Source organism: Sodalis sp. C49 (genome assembly GCF_046352915.1).
Taxonomy (GTDB): domain Bacteria; phylum Pseudomonadota; class Gammaproteobacteria; order Enterobacterales; family Enterobacteriaceae; genus Acerihabitans.
Genome location: NZ_CP163303.1, coordinates 1,587,376 through 1,610,401, shown reverse-complemented (window position 1 = coordinate 1,610,401; position 23,026 = coordinate 1,587,376). Strand labels below are relative to the sequence as shown.

The window sequence follows — 23,026 nt, the reverse complement described above, 5'->3', positions numbered from 1 at the left end:
ACCTATCTAGCTTAATCTTTACATCATCGACATGACATTTTGGTAAGGTGCATCCTATGCAAAAACAGACAGTGTTATCACGGACACTCGTCATACTGACGGCATTATTCGCCGCGCTGAGCGGCCTCTACCTGCTGATCGGCGGCGTTTGGCTGGCCACGCTTCACGGCTCGCCGTATTACATCATCGCCGGCCTGGCGATGCTGCTTACCGCCTGGCTGCTGTACCGGCGCCGCCCCGCGGCGCTGTTGCTGTACGCCATTTTCCTGCTCGGCACCACGGTTTGGGCGCTCTGGGAGGTCGGCACCGATTTCTGGGCGCTGACGCCGCGCCTGGACGTGACGTTCTTTTTCGGCCTGTGGATCGCGCTGCCCTTTATCTACCGCCGCCTGGCGGCCAGGGACGCGCTGGCGCGCGGCTCCCTGCTGGCCTCGCTGCTGATTACCGTGCTGGTGCTGGTCTACGCGGTCTTTAACGACCCGCAGGAAATCAACGGTACCCTGAGCGCCGACCAGACGGCGTCCTCCGCCCAAAGCGCCAACGGTATCGCCAACGGCGACTGGCCCGCCTATGGCCGCACCCAGGAAGGGACGCGCTATTCGCCGCTCAACCAGATCAATGATAAAAACGTCGGCCAGCTGAAGGAGGCCTGGACGTTTCGCACCGGGGATATGAAAACCGCCGCCGATCCGGCGGAGCTGACCGATGAAGTGACGCCGATTAAAATCGGCGATCTGCTTTACCTGTGTACGCCGCACCAGAAGCTGTTTGCCCTGGACGCCGCCACCGGCAAAGAGAGATGGCGCTTCGACCCGCAACTGAAAACCGATCCGTCGTTCCAGCATGTCACCTGCCGCGGCGTGTCCTACCATGAAACGCCGGATGCGGCGCAGGCCAACGCCGCGGGCCAGCAGCCGGCGCTTTGCGCCCGCCGCATCTTGCTGCCGGTCAACGACGGCCATCTGTATGCGCTGGATGCCCAGAGCGGCAAACTCTGTCCGGATTTCGCCGACAACGGCAAGCTGAACCTGCAAAACAATATGCCGTTTCCCAAAGCCGGCGGCTACGAGCCTACCTCGCCGCCGATCGTCACCGGTAATGTGATCGTGATTGCCGGCGCGGTGACCGATAACTATTCCACCCGCGAGCCGTCAGGGGTGATCCGCGGTTTTGACGTTAACAGCGGCAAGCTGCTGTGGGCGTTCGATCCCGGCAGCAAGGACCCCAACATCATTCCGGAAGGCGCGCAGCTCTATACCCCGAACTCGCCCAATTCCTGGGCCCCGGCCGCCTATGACGCCAAGCTGGATTTAGTCTATCTGCCGATTGGCGTCGCCACGCCCGATATCTGGGGCGGCAACCGTACGCCGGAAATGGAGCGGTTTGCCAGCGGCCTGCTGGCGCTGAACGCCACCACCGGCAAACTGGCCTGGTTCTACCAGACCGTGCATCACGATCTGTGGGATATGGACGTGCCGGCGCAGCCGACCCTGGCGGATATCACCGATGAAGGCGGCAATAAGATACCGGTAATTTATGTGCCGGCGAAAACCGGCAATATTTTTGTGCTGGATCGCCGTACCGGCAAAACGGTGGTGCCGGCGCCGGAAACCCCGGTGCCGCAGGGCCCGGCCAAAGGCGATCGCCTGTCGCCCACCCAGCCGTTCTCGGAATTGACCTACCGTCCCAAGCAAAACCTGAGCGGCAAGGATATGTGGGGCGCCACTATCTACGATCAGCTGATCTGCCGCGTGATGTTTCACCAGCTGCGCTATGAGGGGCCGTTTACGCCGCCTTCCGAGCAAGGCACCCTGGTGTTCCCCGGCAACCTCGGCATGTTTGAATGGGGCGGTATTTCGGTTGATACCGACCGTCAGATTGCCGTCGCCAACCCGATGGCGCTGCCCTTCGTCTCGAAGCTTATCCCGCGCGGTCCGGGCAATCCGATGGAGCCGGATGAGGCCAAGGGGGGGACGGGTTCCGAGGTCGGCATCCAGCCGCAATACGGCGTTCCTTACGGCGTGACGCTGAACCCCTTCCTCTCGCCGCTGGGTTTCCCCTGCAAACAGCCGGCGTGGGGATATATCTCCGCCCTGGACCTGAAGACCAATGAGGTTGTCTGGAAAAAACGCATCGGCACCGTACGCGACAGCTCGCCGCTGCCGCTGCCGTTCAAAATGGGCATGCCGATGCTGGGCGGCCCTATTTCCACCGCCGGCAATGTCGCCTTTATCGCCGCCACGGCGGATAACTACCTGCGCGCGTTTAACGTGGCCAATGGCCAGGCGCTATGGGAAGCGCGCCTGCCGGCGGGCGGCCAGGCCACGCCGATGACCTATGAGGTCAACGGCAGGCAGTACGTGGTGATAGCCGCCGGCGGCCACGGTTCATTCGGCACCAAGCTTGGCGATTATCTTATCGCCTATGCCTTGCCGGACGCGAAATAATATCCTTCGGGGCCGGCTATTATATTAATAGCCGGCCCCCGCGCCGCAATGGCCCGTCATCGCTAAATAATGGTGGACCCCTGAGTATATTCTTAATAAACCCCGCCGCCGCTTTCATTATTTCCCGCCAGCGCAAGGCTATTATTTATTGCCGCAATGTTATTGATTTGTAATAATAAATATTAAAACCATTATTTAATGCCGCGTTAAGGATAAATAAGCCCATCGGCTGAAATAATAATAAAGTTTTTGCACCTCGGGCCGATTGAGCTGAAGCCCCCGCGTCTATTTATCCGCCTATTAATGAGGTGCAGATGAGAATTAACAATCCCGTTACTCTCAGTGAGTATAAGATTGACAGTGAAACAACATTACAATCCGCAACCGATCTCCAGGGTACTATTTTTTATGCCAATGCGGCGTTTGTCAGCGCGTCTGGATACCATTATCAGGATTTAGTTAATCAGCCTCATAATATTGTCCGCCACCCCGATATGCCGCCTGCGGCGTTTGCCGATATGTGGCATACGCTGCGGGCGGGGCATTCCTGGTCGGCGCTGGTCAAAAACCGCCGTAAGAACGGCGACTTTTATTGGGTACGCGCCAATGCGACGCCGACGGGCCATAACGGCCAGACCACGGGGTATCTCTCGGTGCGCATCGCCCCGACCGCCGAGGAGGTCAGACAGGCGTCGGCCTTATATCAGGATATGAATTCCGGCAGGGCCGGTCGCCGCCGCCTGGCGCTGTACCGGGGACTGCTGGTGCGCACCGGTTGGCTCGCGCCGCTGTCGCTGCTGCAAAAAATGCCCTTGCGCTGGCGTTTGCGCCTTGCGCTGTTGATGGCCGCCGCGCTGCCCGCGGTGGGCGCCGGCGTGTTCGCGCTCGGACCGGCGGCGCTTGGCGCCGTCACCCTGGGCGGATTGGCGGTGACCTCCGGCTGGCTGCACCGGCAGGTGGGAAAACCCATTGCCGTCATCCTGGCGCAGGCGCAAAGACTGTCGTCCTGCCAGAGAGGGGAATATGTCTATTTCAACCGGGTCGATGAAATCGGCTACCTGCTGCGCAGCGTTAACCAGATGGGCCTGAACCTGCGCTCCCTGACGGACGATGTCAGCGGCCAGATCAAGGATATCAGCAACGCCAGCGGTGAAATCGCCGCGGGGAACCGGCAGCTGAAAGTGCGTACGGAGCAGGCGGGCGATAACCTGCAGCAGATTATCAGCGCCACCGAGCAGCTGATGGCGAGCGTCGGCAACAGCGCCGACAGCGTTAATGAAACCCGGTCGCTGGCGGCAATGAGCAGCAGCGCCGCCGAAGAGGGCCGGGAAAGGATGACCGAGGTCATCAGTACCATGGGCGCCATCAGCGATTCCAGCCGCCGCATCGTGGATATTATCGCCGTTATCGAAGGGATTGCGTTCCAGACCAATATCCTGGCGCTTAACGCCGCGGTGGAAGCGGCCCGCGCCGGCGAGCAGGGCCGCGGGTTTGCGGTGGTGGCCGGCGAGGTCCGCCTGCTGGCGCAGCGATCGTCCATGGCGGCCAGGGAAATCAAGGATCTGATTGAAACCAGCGTGGAGCGGATAACGGACGGGAGCAAACTGGTGCAAAACGCCGGCGACACCATGGATAATATCGTCCAGCAGGCGGGCCAGGTGGCGAGCCTTATCGGCGAGATCAGCACCTCCTCGCAAGAACAGACCATGGCCCTGACCCTGATAAGCCAGTCCATCGGCCAATTGGACCAGACCACGCAGCAAAACGCGGCCATGGTGGAGCAATATGCCCAATCCGCTGAAGAATTGTCCCATAGCACGGTACGCCTGGCGGCGGCGGTAAACGTCTATCGTCCCCATCAGGAACCGCGCGCGGCGTCGCCTTCCCTTGCGCGCGGCGGGTCCTGACGCCGCCGTTTTCCGCGCCGGCGCGGCGGCGGCCGGGCCACCGGCGCTGTTGCTAACCGCTTGATTAATTCGCCGCCGCCAGCGATATTGTTAGCGGTGGCGGCGGGTCTTCCCGCCGCCGCCACGTTTGGCGTTGCCGCTTTCGGTAGCGTCGCTATTGCGCCGGGCAAATTTATAACGCTGTTTTAGCAAACAATCGCTTATTAAACTCCCCGCATTAACCGGCCCGGCCGGGGGCATGTCCTTCGGCCGGATCAGTCTGTTCATTACCGGATAACAGGATTGGCCATGCATTCTTCCGCTTCCGCCAGCTCGGACTCGCTGCTGCGGCATCCGTCTTTTGTCGCATTCTGGCTGGCCCGCACCGGCTCCGCCTTCGGTTTCCAGATGCTGTCCATCGTGGTGAGCTGGCAAATCTATACCATGACCGGACGCGCGTTTGACCTCGGCCTGATTGGCCTGGCGCAGTTCCTGCCGTCGGTGCTGCTGGCGCTGCCCGCCGGCCATGCTGCCGACCAGTTCGATCGCCGGCGCATCGTATTATTCGGCCAGATAACCGAATGGCTGGCCATTGCCGCGCTGGCGGCGCTGACCCTGATGCATTATGCCAATGAGCTGGCTATCCTGGGCCTGGTGTTTTTTATCGCCGTGGCCAAAACCATGGAGGCGCCGGCGTTGCAGTCGATGCTGCCGGCGCTGGTGCCGCCGTCGATGCTGGCGCGCGCCATGGCCGCCAATGCCGCCTCCGGCGAAGCCGCGATGATGGTGGGTCCGGCGCTGGGCGGTTTCCTTTATGTCGCCGGGGCCGGCACGGTGTATATCGCCATCGGCGCGCTGTACCTGGTGTCGATCTGGATGGTCGCCCGCCTGCGCTACGAGCAGGCGCCGCCCAAACGCGTACCGGCCAGTTTCGCCACCCTTTTCGCCGGGGTGCGCTTTATCCGCGCCCGCCCCGATGTGCTGGGGGTGATCTCGCTGGACCTGTTCGCCGTGCTGCTGGGCGGCGCCACCGCGCTGCTGCCGATTTTCGCCAAGGATATCCTGCATACCGGCCCCTGGGGCCTGGGGCTGCTGCGCGGCGCGCCGGCGCTGGGCGCGCTGCTGGTCGGTTTCTGGCTGAGCCGCCGGGCGCTTGAGCGGAACGTGGGCATGATCATGTTCCTGTCGGTGGCTGGGTTCGGTATCGCGACCCTGGTGTTTGCGCTGTCCACCGCGCTCTGGCTGTCGCTGCTGGCCTTGTTCGCCCTCGGCGGCTTCGATATGGTGAGCATGGTGATTCGCGGCGCGCTGGTCCAGCTGGATACCCCCGACGCCATGCGCGGCCGGGTCAGCGCGGTCAATTCGATATTTATCAATACCTCCAACCAACTGGGCGAATTCGAGTCCGGCCTGTTGGCGGCATGGCTGGGCGCGGTGCCGGCCGCGGCCCTGGGCGGTATCGGCACCCTGGTGGTGGTGGGACTGTGGATGGCCTGGTTCCCCAATCTGCGCCGGCGCCAGCGGCTGCATAACGAGGAAAGGATGCAGGAAGGGGCCGCCGATACCCTGTAGCGGGCGGGCGGAAAAATAAGTGCGGTGGTCGCCCGGGTTTCTTCCATACTGTCTTTATCCTGTTAATGATGGAGTCCCGGATGCACAACCCGACGCTGATGCAGTTTTTTCATTGGTATTATCCCGCCGGCGGTACCCTGTGGCATGAAGCCGCCGAACGGGCGGGCTGGCTGGCGGACATCGGCATCAGCCTGGTATGGCTGCCCCCGGCCTATAAAGCGGATACCGGCGCGCAGTCCGTCGGTTACGATACCTATGATTTGTTTGATCTGGGCGAATTCGATCAAAAGGGCGGGCGGGCCACCAAATATGGCGACAAAGCGGCGCTGCTGGCGGCCATCGCGGCGCTGAAATCCCATCATATCGGCGTACTGCTTGACGTGGTGCTGAACCATAAAATGGGCGCCGACGAGCAGGAACGCATTCAGGTCAATCGCGTTGAAATCGAGGACCGGGAAGAAATAGAAGACCAGGCGATAGATGCCACCGCCTGGACCCGTTTCACCTTTCCCGCCCGGCAGGGCCAATATTCTCAGTTCGTTTGGGATCATAAGTGCTTTAGCGGCATCGACCTGATAGAGGATCCCGCGGAAAAAGGCATTTTCAAAATCGTCAATGACTATACCCGCGACGGCTGGAACGAAGAGGTGGACGACGAACTGGGTAATTACGATTATCTGATGGGCGCCAATATCGAATTCCGCAATCCGGCCGTCACGGCCGAACTGGCCCACTGGGGCCGGTGGGTGATGAATGAAACCCATTGCGACGGTTTTCGCCTGGATGCGGTCAAACATATCCCCGCCTGGTTTTACCGCGACTGGATCGACCAAATCCAGGCCGATGCCGCGCAGCCAATGCTGGTTATCGCCGAGTACTGGTCGCATAAAACGGCGATCTTGCTGCAGTATCTGGAGCAGGTGGCGGGGAAAACCATGCTGTTCGACGCGCCGCTGCAAATGAACTTCCATCATGCCTCGACGCAGGGCGCGGAATTTGATTTGCGGCAGGTGTTCAGCGATACCCTGGTGGCCGCCGACCCGGCCCATGCCGTCACCCTGGTGGACAATCACGATACCCAGCCGCTGCAAGCGCTGGAGGCGCCGGTGGCGCCCTGGTTCAAACCGCTGGCCTATGCGCTGATACTGCTGCGCGAGCAGGGCGTGCCGACGGTGTTTTATCCCGATCTGTTCGGCGCGTCCTATGAGGATAAAGACCAGGAGGGCAATGTCCGCGCCATCGAGCTGCCGGCGATCCCGGGGCTGGAGGCGTTAATCCGCGCGCGGCAGTTGTACGCGCACGGCCGGCAGACCGACTATTTCGACGATGCGCACTGCGTGGCCTTTCACCGCCACGGCACCGGCGAGCGGCCGGGCTGCGTGGTGATCATGTCCAACAGCGGCGAGGGCGAAAAACGCCTGCGGCTTGGCGCTGATTTTGCCCATGGGCGCCTGCGGGATTACCTCGGGCAGCATGAGGCGACGGTGACGCTGGATGAGACCGGCGCCGGTATCTTCAGATGCCGCGCCGCCGGCGTCAGCGTTTGGGTTGATGCGGGCTAAGCGGCTATCGGGTCCGCGGAACGCCGCGGGGTTAAAACGCGCAGCAGATAACGCGCGGCGTTCATCGGGCACATGACGCCGCAGCGTTATCCCATCATCAGCGCCTCCAGCGCGCCGAGATCCCTGGCGTTCCCCAGGTTTTTCAGCCCGTCGAACAGGGCGGCCGCGTGATCCAGGTCCGTGCAGCAGTCGATAAATTTTTGCCTGCGCTCGCCTTCGCTAAAAGGTTCCGCGTTGCTGCCTTTCGCCAGGCGGCGCTCGGCTTCCAGGCGGCGTCCGTCGCGCAGGGTGAGGGTAACGCGGTGCGGCAGCTTGTCGCCGGCCGGGACAGCGGCCTCTTGCTGCGCGCTGTAGGCGCGCATGCTGACGCGGGCCAGGCGCGCCGGATCGCTTTGCCGCGCTACCCGTGCGGGGGTAAAATCCTGTACGCTCAGCGCGCCGTGGCGCAGCCAGGTATCGACGCAATAGTGCATTGAGAAACGCGCCTGCATCTCATTTTCCGGTACGGTATAGGCCAGGTTGCGCCGGTTGGCGATGCCGACCAGCGTTTCTACCGAGACCACGTCGGCGTCGGTAAAATCATGGGCCTCCCGCAGGTCGGACAGCGTATCGACAATCATATGCGTCGAGCCGCAGCAGGGATGGCGCTTGGGCATTACCCCCACGCCGTCAATACTGTGCAGCCGGGTGCCGAGGATGGCCGGGATGTCCCAGCCGGCGGGCGCGGCGCCGCCGAACATTTCACCAAATCCCTGCGGCGCCTCGAGGATATCGATTCTGCCGCGCATGCCCTGTTGCGCCAATACGGCCGCGTCCACCGCGTTGCGGGCCGCCCAGCCCGCATGCAGCGGTTTGATGGGCGTGCCGAACTGGCCTTTGATGCCCGACGCAAAACTGACGGCGTTGCTTAAGGCGCGGGCAATGCCGTCCTGGTCCAGGCCCATCAGCCAGGCGACGCCCGCCGCCGTGCCGATGCAGCCGACCGTCGACGTGCCGTGCCAGCCGGCGGTGTAGTGCGCAGGCCCCACTCCCGCGCCGATAAACGCCTGCGCCTGCAGGCCGATCAGATAGGCGTCGATCAGTTGCCCGCCGCCGGCGTCGAGTTCATCCGCCACCGCCAGCAGCGCCGGCACCAGTACCGCCGAGGCGTGACTCATGCCCGGCCCGAAGTTGTCGTCATAGTCGATGGCGTGTGCCGACGTGCCGTTGATAAACGCGGCAATCGCCGCCGGGGCGCGGCCGCCGCCGATCACGCGCGCCCGGCCGCCGTGGCGCAGGTACATCTCGCCCGCCGCCCGCACGGCGAGCGCGGAAAAATCGCGCCGCCCGGCATAAAGACAGGCCAGCGTGTCGACAATCGCCAGGCGCGCCCGCTCCCGCGCCGTGTCGCTGAACCCGGTCTGGGCGCGGCTCCAGGCGGCAATGGCTTCAATCACGTTCATGTTTGTTCTCCCGAAAGTGCGGCCAGGAACGCCAGCACCGCATTGATTAACTGGCCGAATTGGAAACGGTTGACCTCGCGCCCCGCGATGTCGGTATTCACACGGTGGACCACCACGGCGTCCAGGGCGGGCAGTATCAGGCAGTAATGTCCCCCCGCGCCGTAGGCGAAATAGCTGCCGCTTGGGAGTAGGCATCCGGGCAATGCCACGCCGTCACGGGCCAGCCACCACATATAGCCGTAGGCACCGCGATCGCCGGCGTGGGAATAGGGCAGCAGGCTCTGGCGCACCCATTGCGCCGGGATAATCTGTTTGCCCCGCCAGTGGCCCTGTTGCAGAAACAATTGGCCGAAACGGGCCAGATCGCGGGTCGACAGGCGAAACGGATAGGCCGCGTGTCGCGAATGCGCTCCCGGTTCCATCCAGCCGTCCTGCGGCCTGAAGTCGGCCATACCGATCGGTTGGGCTATCTGCTCGAAAAACGCCCGGTGGATATCCATGCCGGCCAGCTGTCGGTAAGCGCTGCCCAGGGCGTTGAAATCCCAATTGTTATAACTCCACCGGCAGCCCGGCGGCTGGCTGTGGCGCGGGGGTTTGATCCGCGTCATCCACTGTGTTTCATAGTTGGCCGGGTGGTAGATACCCGATCGCGCCGTCAGCAGGTCATAAAGCGTGGCGCTGCGCTCAACGTCGCTCAGGGCATTGATATCGTCGATATCGAGGGCGGCCAGCGTCAGCGATACGTCGAAGCCGCCGCGCGCTACCTGGATGCCGATAAGCGCGCTGAGAAAGCTTTTGCGCATGGAATGGCAAAGAAAGCGCCGCCGCATGTCGCCATATTCCAGCAGGCTAACGCCGCCGCGCAGGATCAGCAGCGCGTCGCTGTCCAGGCTGTCGCAGCGCAGCAGCAGGGCGTCCCTGGCCTGATTTGCGTGAGTCGTCGTCATAATAACCGGCTCCTGGGCGCTAAAGGCTGCTGGCGGCGAGAAACTGCCGGGTGTAGGGCTCGGTCGCCTTGGCGCCCCGGATATCGTCGGCGGTCATCTCCTCGATCAGTTTGCCCTGGTGCATGATGGCCACCCGATCGCATAAATGGGCCACCACCGCCAGATTATGCGTGACCATCAAATAGGTCAGGTTGCGCTCGCGGCGCAGGGTTTTCAGCAGGTTGAGGATTTCCGCCTGCACCGACACATCCAGCGCCGATGTCGGCTCGTCCAGCAATAACACCTGCGGCTCGATAATCAGCGCCCGGGCCAGCGCTACGCGCTGCCGCTGGCCGCCTGAGAGCTGGTGCGGATAGCGATAGCGAAAGGCGTCGCCGAGGCCCAGGGCATGGAGCACGTCGGAGATACGCGCCTCGCGCCGATCCATGCCGTGAATCACCAGCGGCTCCAGCAGGGTGTGATACACCATCTTGCGTGGGTGCAAAGACGCGTAGGGATCCTGGAATACCATCTGGATCCGGCGGTAAAACGCCTTGTCGCGCACCGGATGCTGCTCGCGGTTCTGGTAGAGGATGGCGCCGGTATAATGGGCGTTCTGGCCGGTCAGTGCGCGCAACAGGGTGGATTTGCCGCAGCCGGATTCACCGATCAGGCCGTAGCTTTCGCCGCGCGCGATGCTGAAGGAAACGCCGTCCACCACCTGCTTGCGCAGGCGCCCCTTGCCGAAGGCGATGCCTAAATCGACGGTTTCGATCATCCGCCCGGCGGCAGGCGGCGGGGTATAGTCCTGCGCCTGGGCCGGCGCCGGGCGGGAAGGGTCGTTTATCGCGCAGGTCATCAGCATTGTTCTCCATAGCGATACACCGGGCCGGTCAGCCATGCCGGATCGCGCGCCGGGATCGCCAGCATATCCACCGGATGGCGCAGATCGGGCTGGCTGGCAAGCAGCGCCCGGGTATAGGGGTGCCGGGCGTTATGCAATTGATCGGCGGCGATTTCCTCCAGAATGCGCCCGCCGTACATGACCAGCGCCCGGTCACAGAACTTTTCCACCAGGCCCAGGTCGTGGGTAATAAACAACAGGCCGGTTTTACGCCGCTCCAGCAGGGCGTCAAGCACCCCCAGCACCTGCTGGCGCACGGTGACGTCCAGCGCCGATGTCGGCTCGTCGGCGATGATCAGATCCGGTTCGGGTATCAGCATCATGGCAATCATGATGCGCTGGCCCATGCCGCCGGAAATCTCATGCGGATAAAGCCTGAAAACCCGCTGCGGATCGCGGATGTTCACCGCGTCCAGCATCAGCAGCGTCTTGGCCCGCGCCTCGTGTTCGCCGACGTTAAAGTGGGTACGGTAGGCCTCGTTGATCTGCTGCCCGACGCGCATCAGCGGATTAAGTGAAAATTTAGGATCCTGCATTATCATCGAAATGCGTTTACCGCGGATTTTGCGCATCCCACGCTCGCCGGTAAGCAGGAGGTCGGTATCGCCCAGCCGCATTTTTTCGGCGCTGACGCGGGCGCCCCGCGGCGTGAGTTTCAGCAGTGCGCGCCCGGTCAGCGATTTACCGGAGCCGGATTCACCGACCAGGGCCACTTTTTCGCGGCCGATGGCGAACGAAATATCGCGTACGGCGTGGTGTTCCCGATGAGGGTCTTTAAACACCACGTTGAGGTGGCGCACTTCCAGCAGGGTATCAGTCATGGCGCAGATCCAGAACGTCGCGCAGGCCGTCGCCGAAGAGGTTAAAGGCCAGGCTGGTGAGAAGAATCGACAGGCCGGGAATGGCGGCAATCGTCCAGTTGGTCATCATGAACTGTCGCCCCGAAGACAGCATCGCCCCCCACTCGGGACTGGGCGCCTGCGCGCCTAGCCCCAGAAAACCAAGGCTGGCGGCAGTGAGGATAATCCCCGCCATGTTCAGCGTCAGGCGTACCACTACCGACGGCAGGCACATGGGGATGATATGGCGCAGGATAATGCGCATCTGCGATGCGCCCTGCAGGCGCACGGCGGCGACGTAATCCATTTTGCGGATCGACAGCGCTTCCGCGCGCGCCAGCCGGGCGATGGGCGGCCAGGCGGAGAGCGAAATGGCGATGATGGCGTTTTCGATGCCGGGTCCGAGCGCGGCGACAAACCCCAGCGCCAGGATAAGGCTCGGGAAGGCCAGGAAGATATCCACGATGCGCATCAAGAGGGTATCGGCCCAGCCGCCGAGGGTGCCGGCGATGGTGCCGACCAGCAGGCCTATCGGTCCGACGATCAGCGCCGACAGGAAGGTGATGTACAGCGTAATGCGCGCGCCGTAGATCAGGCGGCTGTAGATATCGCGCCCGAGTTCGTCAGTGCCGAGCCAGTAGCCGGCGCCGGGCGCGGCAAGGCGCAGCTGCAGGTTTTGCGCGTAGATATTATGGGTCGCCAGCCAGGGGGCGAACAGCGCGGCGACGGTAATGATCATCATCACCGCCAGGCCGAACAGCGCCGGGGTATTGCGGCAAAAACGGCGCCATTGATTGAGGCTCTGCTGCATACGCGCCTGCCAGGGCGTCGCGGGGACGGGGGCGTCCAGCCAGGCGCGCAGCGCGCGGCGCGACTGCCGGGTCAGCCGGGGTTTAGCCGAATCGGTCATGATTGCTCCTGACGGGTGCGCGGGTCGAAAATGCGGTAAAGCAGATCGCAAAGCAGGTTAATCCCCACGAAGATACTGCCGATCAACAGTGAACAGCCGACCACCGCGTTCATATCGCCGGCCAGCATGGCGTTGGTCAGATACCGGCCGAAACCGGGCCAGGCGAAGACGGTTTCGGTCAGCACCGCGCCTTCGAGCAAAAAGGCGTAGGAGAGCGCCACCACCGTCACCACCTGCACCGCCACGTTGCGAAACGCATGGACCCATACGCTGCGCGCCCATGACAGCCCCTTGACGCGGGCGGTGATGACATATTCCTGCGACAGTTGTTCAATCATAAAGCTGCGGGTCATGCGGCTGATGTAGGACAGGCCGCTGAGGCCGAGGATCGACGCCGGCAGGATCAGATGACTGAATACGTTGCCCAGCGCCGCCCAGTTGCCGGCAAGCAGGGTGTCCACCAGATAGAACCCGGTCACGCTCTTCACGTCGAATTCATAGATAAAGTCGATGCGCCCCGGCCCGCCGATCCAGCCGAGCGTGGCGTAGAACAGCACCAGTCCCATCAGCCCCAGCCAGAAATTCGGCGCGGAATGGCCGAGCAGGCCGATAAAACGGATGCAGTGATCAAACCAGGTATTGCGGTACATGGCGCTGAACACGCCGGCCGGAATACCCAGGCAGGTGCCGATGATCGCCCCCAGGCTCGCTAGCTCCAGGGTGGCGGGAAATACCCGGCCGATATCCTCGATGACCGGGCGTCCGGTGGTCAGGGCGTTGCCGAAATCCAGCCTGGCGACGTGTTGCAGATACAGTAAAAATTGCTGCCACAGCGGTTTATCCAGCCCCAGCAGGCGATACATTTTTTGGTAGGCTTCCTGACTGGCGTTATCGCCCAGCACCGCCACCACCGGATCAATGGGCAGCAGACGGCCGATAAAGAAAGTCAGCGCCGCCAGTCCCAACAGCGTGCAAAGCACGGAAACCAGCAGCTTGCCCAGCCGCGCGCCGTGCCCGCCCAGCCTGAGCCAGAGCGGGTCGGCCGGGTGTTCGGCCGTGGCGGCCGGATCGATTAGCGACATCGGTGACTCCTTGCGTGAAAACGACCCTATCGTCGTAGTTATTTAGCCGCCATGGCGTAATACACGCGAAAACCGTTCCAGGTCCAGTCCTTCACCTGTTTGGTCAGCCCGGCGGTGTTGTACATCTGGAACATGATCGCCATCGGGCCCTGCTGCATCTGCTCTTCCTGCAACTGGTGATAGCGCGCGATACGTTTTTGATCGTCCGGCTCCAGCAGGGCGTCGGTGACCTGCTGGTTCATCGCCGGGTCAAAATAGGCCGCGCGCCAGCTGGGATATTGCGTATTTTTGGCCTCCTTGCCGTTGTCCGGATTGAAAACCAGGCGCGAGGCGTTGCCATAGGCGTCCGGTACCGAGGTCTGCCACGCCATCATGGCGCTCTGGAACTCACGTCCGCGCACGCGGCTGAACAATTGGGCGTTGGCCATGCTTTCAATCGTGAGTTTCACGCCGATTTTCGAGGCGTTTTCCTGGGTGCTTTGCGCGATGGGGGCGGAGTGCGGCAGGGTGCCGATAATCAGTTTGGCGGTAAAGCCGTTGGGATAACCGGCTGCGGTTAACAGCTGCCTGGCTTTATCGAGATCGAGCCTGAACGGCTGTCCGGCGTCTTTATCCAGCGCGCCGTAGGCGCCGAGCTGGGCGAAGCTGGCGCGGGGCACGCCGAGGTACGGCATCACGGTGGACGCCAGCCCCTGGTAATCAATCAGGTAACGCATCGCCAGGCGCACCTGGGGATTTTTGAAAATGGGATCCTCATTGTTAAAGGTCCAGAAAAACAGCTGCGGCTTGAGCACCTTATCGATGTTCACCTGGCCGCCCTGGTCCAAATCACGCAGATCGTCCGGCGCAAGATCGCGCGCGATATCCACGTCGCCCTGGGTCAGCAGCAAACGCTGGGTGCCGGTTTCCGCCACATGACGGATCAGGATGCGCTGCAGTTTGGGGGCGGCGCCCCAATAGGGCTTATTCGCCTGCAGCATGACGCCTTCACCGGCGTTCCAGCGCATCAACTGGTAGGGACCGACGCAGGCGGTATGGGTGGTCAGGTATTTATTGCCCATATCGCCGTTAACGGCGTTTTGCTCGACCAGCGCGCGATCAAGGGTGGTGGAGACGTTATTGGCCGCAATCGCCTGCAGCACCAGGTTGGCCGGATACGACCGGTCGAAGGTCATCACCAGCGTATTGTCGTCCGGTGCCGTGATACGCTGGGTAACGTTGTCTTTGTTAAAGCCGAATTCGGTCAGGGTGGCTGAATTGCCGAAGCCCAGCAGCACCACCCGCTGCAGCGACCAGGCGACATCCCGCGCCGTCGCTTTATTGCCTGACGGAAACGCCAGCCCGCTGTTGAGATGGAAGGTGATTTGCCTGTGGTCCGCCGCAATGTCCCAGCTTTTCGCCAGGCGGGGTATCACGTTGGCTTCATCTTTGGGGTCGAAATCGACCAGCGTATCGCAGGTGTTCTTAATGATTTCATTGGTGACCACCTCCCCGATCTGCGCCGGGTCAAAGGTACTGATGGCATCGATATTCCATGCCATCACCAGTGAATCCGGCGGCGTTTGCGCGTGCGCCGCCGGGGGCGGCAGGGCGTATCCCAGCGTCAGCGCGATCAGGGTGTTCAGGGTACGTCTGCGGGTAGTGCGCATAAATTCCGCTCCTGTGAAGAGAAATGGCGAATTGCCGAAAATGCGCCGCGGCATGACGGCGACGGGACAGACAAAAACCGTCATTCGGCCGGGCGCGGTTGCAGCGGCGGTTGCACGTCGGCGGGAATAGGGCAGACATAAGGCGTTTGCGCGGTGAGTTCGTAGTGCGCGGTTTTCGCCTGCGCCAGCAGGATCTTATCGGTCAGGGTATCGATGGCGGTGGCGGCCATCACCTTGGCGGCGTAGGCCAGCCCCTTATGCGCGGCGGGCATCATGCCCTGCGCGGTCAGTTGCCAAGAATGGCCCGGCGTGCCGATGGCATAGGTGGGGACGTGGGCCTGTACGGTCGGCAGCACCCAACTGATGTCGCCAACGTCGGTGGAGCCGAGCATCAGTTCGCCGGCCGCGTCCAGGGGCACGATGAATTCGCACAGCGCGGCGGCCTGGGGCGGTGTTTTCATGCCGATGCGGCGATAGGCGCTCTGTATATCCTCCGGGGACAGGGTGGCCTGGATGTCGGCGGCAAAGGCTTTGTCGGCATCGTCGAAGGCGGGCGGACCCAGCAGGTCGAAATTGTGCTGCATGGCTTCTTCCAGCGGTTCGTTGCCCAGCAGGTTGGCGACGGCGCTCATGATGCTGATATCCACCGTGGTCTCGGTCATCATCGCCGCGCCCGCCGCCACTTTTTTCACCCGTTCATTAAGGGCGAACATGGCATGGACGTCACGGGAGCGGATAGCGTAACGTACCGCCGCGCGCGCCTGCACCACGTTCGGCGCGATGCCGCCGGCGTCGAGCATGGCGTAGTGAATGCGCGAATCAGAGGGCACATGTTCACGCAGGTAGTTGACGCCGACGTTCATCAGTTCGACGGCGTCCAGCGCGCTGCGGCCCAGATGCGGCGACGCGGCGGCATGGGAGGCGCGGCCGTGGAAAACAAAGTCCATACGGGTATTGGCCAGGGATTCGGCGCGCGCCACTTCGCTGAAGGCTGACGGATGCCAGGTAATGGCGATATCCACGTCGTCAAACGCGCCGGCGCGGGCCATAAAGGATTTTGCCGCGCCGCCTTCCTCCGCCGGGCAGCCATAGTAACGTACACGGCCCGGCGCGCCGGTTTGCGCCAGCCAGTCCTTAATCGCCGTAGCGGCGAGCATGGCGGCGGAGCCGAGCAGGTTGTGACCGCAGCCATGGCCGTGGCCGTTGCCGGGAATCGGTTCCGGACGCGCGATGCCGGCGACCTGGCTCAGTCCCGGCAGCGCGTCGTATTCACCCAGTATGGCGATGATCGGACCGTCCTGGCCGGCTTCCCCCATGACGGCGGTGGGAATGCCGGCGACATTTTCCGTGACGCGAAAACCCTGGGTCTTGAGCATGTCGGTATGTTCGGCCACCGAACGGTATTCGGTATAGGCGATTTCAGGCATGCCCCAGATACGATCGCTCAGGGCGGTGAACAGGTTTTTCTTTACATCGACCAGGTTCCAGACCAATGCTTTCTGCTGCGCTGTTGCGTTATTCACCTGAATATCCTCGTGCCGGTGGATGGGGTTGTTGTTGATGTGTCGGGCCGGAAAAATAATGGGAACCCGTTCAGGATGTGGATATCGGCGGCAAAGATCCAATGAGACTTTCAACTGGCCTATTCCAAAATTGCATAGCGTGCCGCGGCATGGTTTTGTGGCGTCAGGGGAAATTATTTATTTGATATATAGTGTTTTTATCACGGAAATAATTGCCCGCCCCGGCCGTTGAAAGGCAGGGAAACAGTGGATCGCCAGGCTGATTAAACCGCCCGGCGCGTGGGCGCGGCTCAGGCTGCCGCGTGGGTCCGGTGCAGCAGGGCGGCCCGGTTCCACAGGCGCTCGGCCTGGATGTTGCGGAATTTTTCCAGCCGGTAAAGGCGAATGCCGGCCTGGATATCCCAACTGCGGTCGCCCGCGCGGATCAGGGTACCGGCGGCGAGTTCTTCATCGATCAAACTTGACGGCAACCAGGCGGTGCCGCAGCCGGAAATCGTCATGGCCTTCAGGCCGCTGGAGATTGAATTTTCATAAATGGTCTTCAGCGGCAGCGGGCGCGTGGCGAACAGCGCGCTCAGCGCATGGGCGAAAAATGAGCGTTTGCCATAGCTAAGATAGGGGATAGGCGCCGGGACGCCGTCGGCGGCCCGGCTCTCATCAATGGGATAAAGCGGCTTGCCGCCGCTGTCCGGCGCGCAGACGGCGATGGCCCGTTCCTCGCCCAGTTCGAGATAAGGAAAACGTTGCAACTGTTTCATCAACGGCACGGAGTCGTGCGCGTAGGTCAGCAAAAAATCGGTTTCACCGTCGAGCAGGAGGGAGATATTGCCGCTGAAGGAAGGTTGCTGATCGCATAAACGGATATAGCCGTATTGGTGGGAGGGTTCGACGGCGTTAATCCAGGACGGAAAAAACGTCAGCGACAACGTATTCAGCGTGGCGAAATGCACGATGGCGTGCTTATGCATATGACGCTCGCGGATATCGTTGCGTAGCCGGGTCATGGAAAACACCATTTCCGCCGCGGTTTGCAGAAAATCCTGCCCCTCGGCCGTCAGGCGGATCGGGTAGGCCTTGCGATCAAACAGCGGCACGCCGAGCCACTCTTCGAGCTGCTTGATCCGGCGGCTTAGCGCGGACTGGGTAATGTTTCTCTCATTAGCCGCCCGCGTAAAGCTATAGCACTGAGAAACGCTGAGAAAATCTTCCAACCATTTCAGTTCCATCGGATAACCCCTGGCTAGTTATGATCACCCTATCTATGGGAGAAAGCGCATTGCGCCCGGGTCGTTGCTTGAGAAGCCATATGGCGACTTAACCTGCAGCAAGATCCACGCCAACGGCAAAAAAGAATGAGTGTCTTTGTTTTTCAGGGGATTACGCGAACAGGCCGGCGTAATGCTTGTCATGGCCCGGCTTGGCGGCGGACGGGTTGTCGCGCGCTGCACCGTCAAGGGGCAGCGCGCGCGCGGTTATTGCTGAAAGCGTATCGCGTCGATAAACAGGGCAAAGGAGGTGGTATGCTGTTTACGGCTGGGATAATACAGGTAATATCCCGGGAACGCGGGGCACCAGTCTTCCAGCACCCGGATCAGCTGTCCGCTCGCCAGCGGTTCCCGCACCGTATCATCCGGTACGAATGCCAGACCGAATCCCGCGATGGCGGCATCAATCCGCTGGCGCAGGCAGTTAAAGGTTAACTGGCCGTCGACCCGGACCTTTAGCTCATGGCCCGCTTTTTCAAATTCCCAGGCATATTTGCCCCCGAGTGTGGGCAGGCGCATATTAATGCAGCGGTGATGCTGTAATTCCTGCGGCGTCGCCGGTATGCCATACCGGTCCAAATACGCGCCCGCGCCGACCACCGCCATTCGCATCATCGGCCCGATACGCACGGCGACCATATCCTTGGCGACCTGTTCACCCAAGCGTATGCCGGCGTCATAACGCCCGCTGACGATATCCGTCAGGCTGTTATCCACGGTAATTTCCACATTGATATCCGGATACCCCGCCAGGAAGCGTTTCAGGACCGGCCACAGGACATAATCCATCGCATGTTCCCCGGCGCTTATCCTGATATTGCCCGCCGGCTGGTCACGCATTTCACCCAGGGCATCCAGCTCGCTCTCGATGTCGGCGAAGCGCGGACCCAGCGAATGGAGCAAGCGTTCGCCCGCTTCGGTCGGCGCCACGCTGCGCGTGGTGCGCGTTAACAGCCTGAGCCCCAGGCGCTCTTCCAGGCTGCGCATGGCGTGGCTTAGCGCCGACTGGGAAACCCCCAGTTTCGCCGCCGCTTTTGTGAAGCTGCGTTCCTTTGCCACCACCAGGAAAGAAATGAGGTCATTGAAGTTTTCTCGTAACATTACGCCGCCTGCGTTGTGCGCATCATTTGCATTGCCCTTATTCTATACATATATGCCTGGCTGCGTTCAGACCTCAGTCCGGGAGATTGCAACAACATTTATGAATCCATTTCATAAGCTCATTTCCTTCGCGCCGCTAACCCCGCCACCGTCCTTCTGCTAACGTTAACGGGCGATTGAAGATCACCCGGCGCAAAGCCGCCCCGCCTTAAGGTATTGAAAATAACCTATACCAGGGCTTTTCATGAACAGCACGCCATCCCCACGGTCTCGTTCGCCAGCGTCGTGGCGTTTGCCATCCGCCAGACGGGGATCTTAACGAAATCCTGTTCCGTCCGACCAGCCAGGAACTTTAAGGAGTAAAAAATGCAAAAGAGAAAACTCGGCAACAGCAATCTGGAAGTCTCGGCGCTGGGCCTGGGCTGCATGGGCCTGAGCCATGGCTATGGCCCGGCGAAAGACCGGCCTGAGGCCATCGCGCTTATCCGCGCCGCGGTTGAGCGCGGCGTGACCTTTTTCGATACCGCGGAAGTGTACGGTCCCTTTACCAATGAAGACGTGGTGGGGGAAGCGCTGGCGCCGTTTCGCCATCGGGTGGTGATTGCCACCAAATTCGGTTTCGACCTGCCGAGTCCGGACGGCAAACAGCACCTCAACAGCCGGCCGGAGCATATCCGGCAGGTGGTCGAGGCGTCGCTAAAGCGCCTGCGGACCGAGGTGATTGACCTGCTTTACCAACATCGCGTCGATCCGGACGTCCCCATCGAGGATGTCGCCGGCACGGTGAAACAGTTGATCCAGGAAGGCAAGGTGAAGCATTTCGGCCTGTCCGAGGCGGGCGCGCAGACCATCCGCCGGGCGCACGCGGTCCAGCCGGTTACCGCCCTGCAAAGCGAGTACTCCTTATGGTGGCGGGAGCCGGAGCAGGAGATTTTACCGACGCTTGAGGAGCTCGGCATCGGTTTTGTGCCCTTCAGCCCGCTCGGCAAGGGGTTTCTCACCGGCGCCATAAGCAAGGATACCGCCTTCGACGGCAACGACTTCCGTAATATCGTGCCACGCTTTACACCCGAGGCGCGTGCTGCCAACCAGGCGCTGGTGGACGTGCTCGGCGAGCTGGCGGCGGGCAAGCAGGCCACGCGCGCGCAGATAGCCATCGCCTGGCTGCTGGCGCGCAAACCCTGGATTGTGCCCATCCCGGGCACCACAAAACTGCACCGCCTGGAGGAAAACCTGGGCGCCGTGGAGGTGATCCTCACCCCCGAAGATCTGCGCGCCATCGAAAGCGCCGTGGCGAATATCAGCGTACAGGGCGAGCGTTATCCGGCCGACATGCAAAAGAACGTCGGCCGCTGAATGCGCGGCCGGCGCCGCAACGGCTGCGCAATGTCGACATCCCCGCCGGAGGGGCGGGCTGTGGGTTAATATACCAGCGCCTGCCCGTCCTTGCGGCTTTCAGTGGCGGCGATATACACGCCCTGCGCGTCGCGCATAATGGCCTGGGCGCCGCCGAAGCTGTGGATCTGCATCGGGTCCTCGACGCTTATCTGGTGTCCCATGGCGCGCAGGGCGGCGAGAACATTGCGGTCAAGCGCCGGTTCCACCATCACCTCGCGTCCTTGCACCACCCGCCAGCGCGGCGCGTCAATGGCCGCCTGCGGGTTTTGCCGGTGCTGCATGATGCGCAGCGCCATCTGGACATGGCCCTGCGCCTGCATGGATCCCCCCATGACGCCGAACGACATCAGCGGCTGTCCGGCGCCGTCCAGGGCAAACGCCGGGATAATGGTGTGGAAGGTGCGCTTGTTGCCGGCGAGGCAGTTGGGATGTCCCGGCTCCAGCACAAAACTGGCGCCGCGGTTTTGCAGGCTGATGCCGGTGTCCGGCACCACCACGCCGGACCCGAACCCCATATAATTAGACTGGATAAAGGATACCATCATGCCGCCGGCATCGGCGGCGGACAGATAGACCGTGCCGTTTTGCCGCGGCGCGCCGAAGACAAAATCCCCCGCCCGCTCGGGATCGATTAACGCGGCGCGCTGTTGCAGGTATGCATCGCTTAATAAATGCCTGGCCTCGAATTCCATATGATCGCTATCGGCCACATAACGTTCCAGGTCGGCCAGCGCCAGCTTCATCGCCTCGATGGACAGATGCAGCGCCGCCGCCGAGTCGGGATGATAACGGCCGATCCCGCAGTGCTCCAGGATGCCCAGGGCTATCAGGGTGGCGATGCCCTGGCCGTTGGGCGGGAGTTCATGCACCGATCCGCCGGCAAAAGGACGGGACAGCGGTTCGACCCATTCCGGCCGGTGATTGTTCAGGTCCTCAAGCGTTAGGCCGGCGTTATGCTGCCGGGCGAAAGCGGCAATTTTCGCCGCCAATTCGCCGCGATAAAACGCCTCGCCCTCGGTTTGCGCGATCAGTTCCAATGTCCTGGCCTGGGCCGGGTTGCGGAACAGCTCGCCGATGGCCGGCGCGCGTCCGCCGGGCGCAAAGCACGCCATAAATCCCGGCTGATCGCCAAGGCGCTCGACGCCGCGCTGCCATAATGCGCCGATCAGGGGCGATACCGGAAAACCGTCGCGGGCATATTCGACGGCCGGCTGCGCCAGCGTCGTCAGCGGCAGGGAGCCGAAGCGGCGGGCGAGTTCCACCCAGCCGGACACCGCACCGGGTAGGGTGACCGCGTCCCAGCCCAGTTCCGGCACGGCCGGCAGATGGGCGTAATCTTCATATTTCCAGGCGGCGGGAGAGCGGCCGGAGGCGTTTAAGCCATGCAGCCGTTTGCCGTCCCAGACGAGGGCGAACGCATCGCTGCCGATACCGCAGCCGGTGGGTTCCACCACCGTCAGGGCCATGGCGGCGGCGACGGCGGCGTCCACGGCGTTGCCGCCTTGCAGCAGCATGCGCAACCCCGCCTGGGCCGCCAGCGGCTGGGAGGCGCAGACCGCGTTGCGGCCCATCATCGGCGGCCGCAGGGAGGGGTAGGCTACCTGGAAATCCAGTGGTGATGTCATCGTGTAATCCTGTGTTAGTTAATTGTCGCGCGGATCCAGCGCATCGCGCAGCCCGTCACCCAGCAGGTTGAAACCCTGGACGGTAATAAAAATCGCCAGTCCGGGAAAAATCGACATCCATGGCGCTTGTTCAAGGTAATTTTTCGCGGTATTGAGCATGGCGCCCCAGGAGGGAGAGGGCGGCTGTTGCCCCAGTCCCAAAAACGACAGGCTGGCTTCGGTAATGATGGCCGAGGCGATGGCCAGCGTCGCCTGCACCATAATCGGCGACAACACGTTGGGCAGCACATAACGCAGTACGATCCAGCGGTCGGGCAAGCCGATGGCCCGGGCGCCCTCGATATACTCCTCGTTGCGGATGCTCATCACTTGTCCGCGCGTCAGGCGGGCGAAAATCGGCATCACCGACAGGCCGATGGCGATCATCGCATTGATAAGGCTCGGGCCGAGAAACGCCCCCAGCGCGATGGCCAGGATCAAAAACGGACAGGACAGCAACGCCTCGATAACACGGGAGATAACGCCATCCCATATTCCCTGCCAATAGCCGGCGACCAGCCCCAGCGGCACGCCGATAAATATGGCGATAATCACGGAAATACAGCCGGCCATCAGCGAGGTGCGGGCGCCCCAGATAAGGCGGGACAGAATATCGCGGCCCAGTTCGTCGGTGCCGAGCCAGTAGAGCGCCGACGGCGGTTTGCGTACCGTCAGAAAGTTGGCCTTGATGGGATCGAAGGGCGCCAGCCACGGCGCCAGCAGGGCGATGATGACAAAGATCAGCACGATGGCCGCCCCGATCACGGCGCTTTTATTGGCGATGAATTTTTTAATCGCCCGGCTGCCCGCCCTGGGCGTAGCCGGCGCGGCCGCGCCGGTGAGCACCTGCGACATA

At 62.1% G+C, this 23,026-nt stretch carries 17 protein-coding genes; 5 read left to right on the top strand and 12 right to left on the bottom strand.

Features of this window, described 5'->3' with window-relative positions:
- Positions 1–56 precede the first annotated feature (56 nt).
- The 4 genes from ABUK12_RS07175 (at position 57) to amyA (ending at position 7,467) form a co-directional block, all read left to right on the top strand.
- Positions 57–2,447, top strand: coding sequence for a glucose/quinate/shikimate family membrane-bound PQQ-dependent dehydrogenase (locus ABUK12_RS07175; RefSeq protein ID WP_410015634.1), 2,391 nt, complete (start codon positions 57–59; stop codon positions 2,445–2,447).
- Positions 2,448–2,761: 314 nt separating this feature from the next.
- Entirely contained in the window at positions 2,762–4,354 is a 1,593-nt protein-coding gene (locus tag ABUK12_RS07170; RefSeq protein ID WP_410015633.1) for a methyl-accepting chemotaxis protein, read from the top strand.
- Between the two features lie 288 nt (positions 4,355–4,642).
- The gene (locus tag ABUK12_RS07165) at positions 4,643–5,905 is read left to right on the top strand and encodes an MFS transporter (RefSeq protein WP_410015632.1); all 1,263 of its coding nucleotides are present in this window, start codon (positions 4,643–4,645) and stop codon (positions 5,903–5,905) included.
- 80 nt (positions 5,906–5,985) lie between these two features.
- Positions 5,986–7,467 (top strand): alpha-amylase, encoded by a 1,482-nt coding sequence (gene amyA / locus ABUK12_RS07160; RefSeq protein WP_410015631.1) that lies wholly within the window; start codon positions 5,986–5,988, stop codon positions 7,465–7,467.
- A gap of 86 nt (positions 7,468–7,553) precedes the next feature.
- Here amyA and ABUK12_RS07155 read toward each other — a convergent pair whose 3' ends face one another.
- The 10 genes from ABUK12_RS07155 to ABUK12_RS07110 all read right to left on the bottom strand — a co-directional run bounded on the left by ABUK12_RS07155 (position 7,554) and on the right by ABUK12_RS07110 (position 19,108).
- Complete coding sequence (locus tag ABUK12_RS07155; protein ID WP_410015630.1) at positions 7,554–8,909, bottom strand: MmgE/PrpD family protein; 1,356 nt, start codon at positions 8,907–8,909, stop codon at positions 7,554–7,556.
- Positions 8,906–9,856 carry a serine hydrolase domain-containing protein gene (locus ABUK12_RS07150; protein WP_410015629.1) on the bottom strand — a complete coding sequence of 317 codons (951 nt, stop codon included), beginning with the start codon at positions 9,854–9,856 and terminating at the stop codon, positions 8,906–8,908. The genes ABUK12_RS07155 and ABUK12_RS07150 overlap by 4 nt, the downstream gene beginning before the upstream one ends.
- Positions 9,857–9,875: 19 nt before the next feature.
- Positions 9,876–10,613, bottom strand: a complete 738-nt coding sequence (locus ABUK12_RS07145; RefSeq protein ID WP_410016573.1) for an ABC transporter ATP-binding protein — start codon at positions 10,611–10,613, stop codon at positions 9,876–9,878.
- 80 nt (positions 10,614–10,693) lie between these two features.
- A complete protein-coding gene (locus tag ABUK12_RS07140; RefSeq protein ID WP_410015628.1) occupies positions 10,694–11,560 on the bottom strand; it encodes an ABC transporter ATP-binding protein in 867 nt (288 codons plus the stop codon).
- Positions 11,553–12,488, bottom strand: a complete 936-nt coding sequence (locus ABUK12_RS07135) for an ABC transporter permease (RefSeq protein ID WP_410015627.1) — start codon at positions 12,486–12,488, stop codon at positions 11,553–11,555. The genes ABUK12_RS07140 and ABUK12_RS07135 overlap by 8 nt, the downstream gene beginning before the upstream one ends.
- Entirely contained in the window at positions 12,485–13,570 is a 1,086-nt protein-coding gene (locus ABUK12_RS07130) for an ABC transporter permease (protein WP_410015626.1), read from the bottom strand. The genes ABUK12_RS07135 and ABUK12_RS07130 overlap by 4 nt, the downstream gene beginning before the upstream one ends.
- A 38-nt stretch (positions 13,571–13,608) precedes the next feature.
- A complete protein-coding gene (locus ABUK12_RS07125) occupies positions 13,609–15,219 on the bottom strand; it encodes an ABC transporter substrate-binding protein (RefSeq protein WP_410015625.1) in 1,611 nt (536 codons plus the stop codon).
- An 80-nt stretch (positions 15,220–15,299) separates the two neighbouring features.
- Complete coding sequence (locus ABUK12_RS07120) at positions 15,300–16,742, bottom strand: amidohydrolase (protein WP_410015624.1); 1,443 nt, start codon at positions 16,740–16,742, stop codon at positions 15,300–15,302.
- A 290-nt stretch (positions 16,743–17,032) separates the two neighbouring features.
- Entirely contained in the window at positions 17,033–17,968 is a 936-nt protein-coding gene (locus tag ABUK12_RS07115) for a LysR family transcriptional regulator (RefSeq protein WP_410015623.1), read from the bottom strand.
- Between the two features lie 246 nt (positions 17,969–18,214).
- Positions 18,215–19,108, bottom strand: a complete 894-nt coding sequence (locus ABUK12_RS07110; RefSeq protein ID WP_410015622.1) for a LysR substrate-binding domain-containing protein — start codon at positions 19,106–19,108, stop codon at positions 18,215–18,217.
- Positions 19,109–19,474: 366 nt separating this feature from the next.
- Between ABUK12_RS07110 and ABUK12_RS07105 the strand changes: the two genes are divergently transcribed.
- The gene (locus ABUK12_RS07105) at positions 19,475–20,464 is read left to right on the top strand and encodes an aldo/keto reductase (protein WP_410015621.1); all 990 of its coding nucleotides are present in this window, start codon (positions 19,475–19,477) and stop codon (positions 20,462–20,464) included.
- Between the two features lie 65 nt (positions 20,465–20,529).
- On the opposite strand, the gene ABUK12_RS07100 is transcribed toward ABUK12_RS07105, so the two are convergent.
- A complete protein-coding gene (locus ABUK12_RS07100) occupies positions 20,530–22,131 on the bottom strand; it encodes a gamma-glutamyltransferase family protein (RefSeq protein WP_410015620.1) in 1,602 nt (533 codons plus the stop codon).
- A gap of 18 nt (positions 22,132–22,149) precedes the next feature.
- Entirely contained in the window at positions 22,150–23,025 is an 876-nt protein-coding gene (locus ABUK12_RS07095; RefSeq protein WP_410015619.1) for an ABC transporter permease, read from the bottom strand.
- Position 23,026 lies beyond the last annotated feature (1 nt).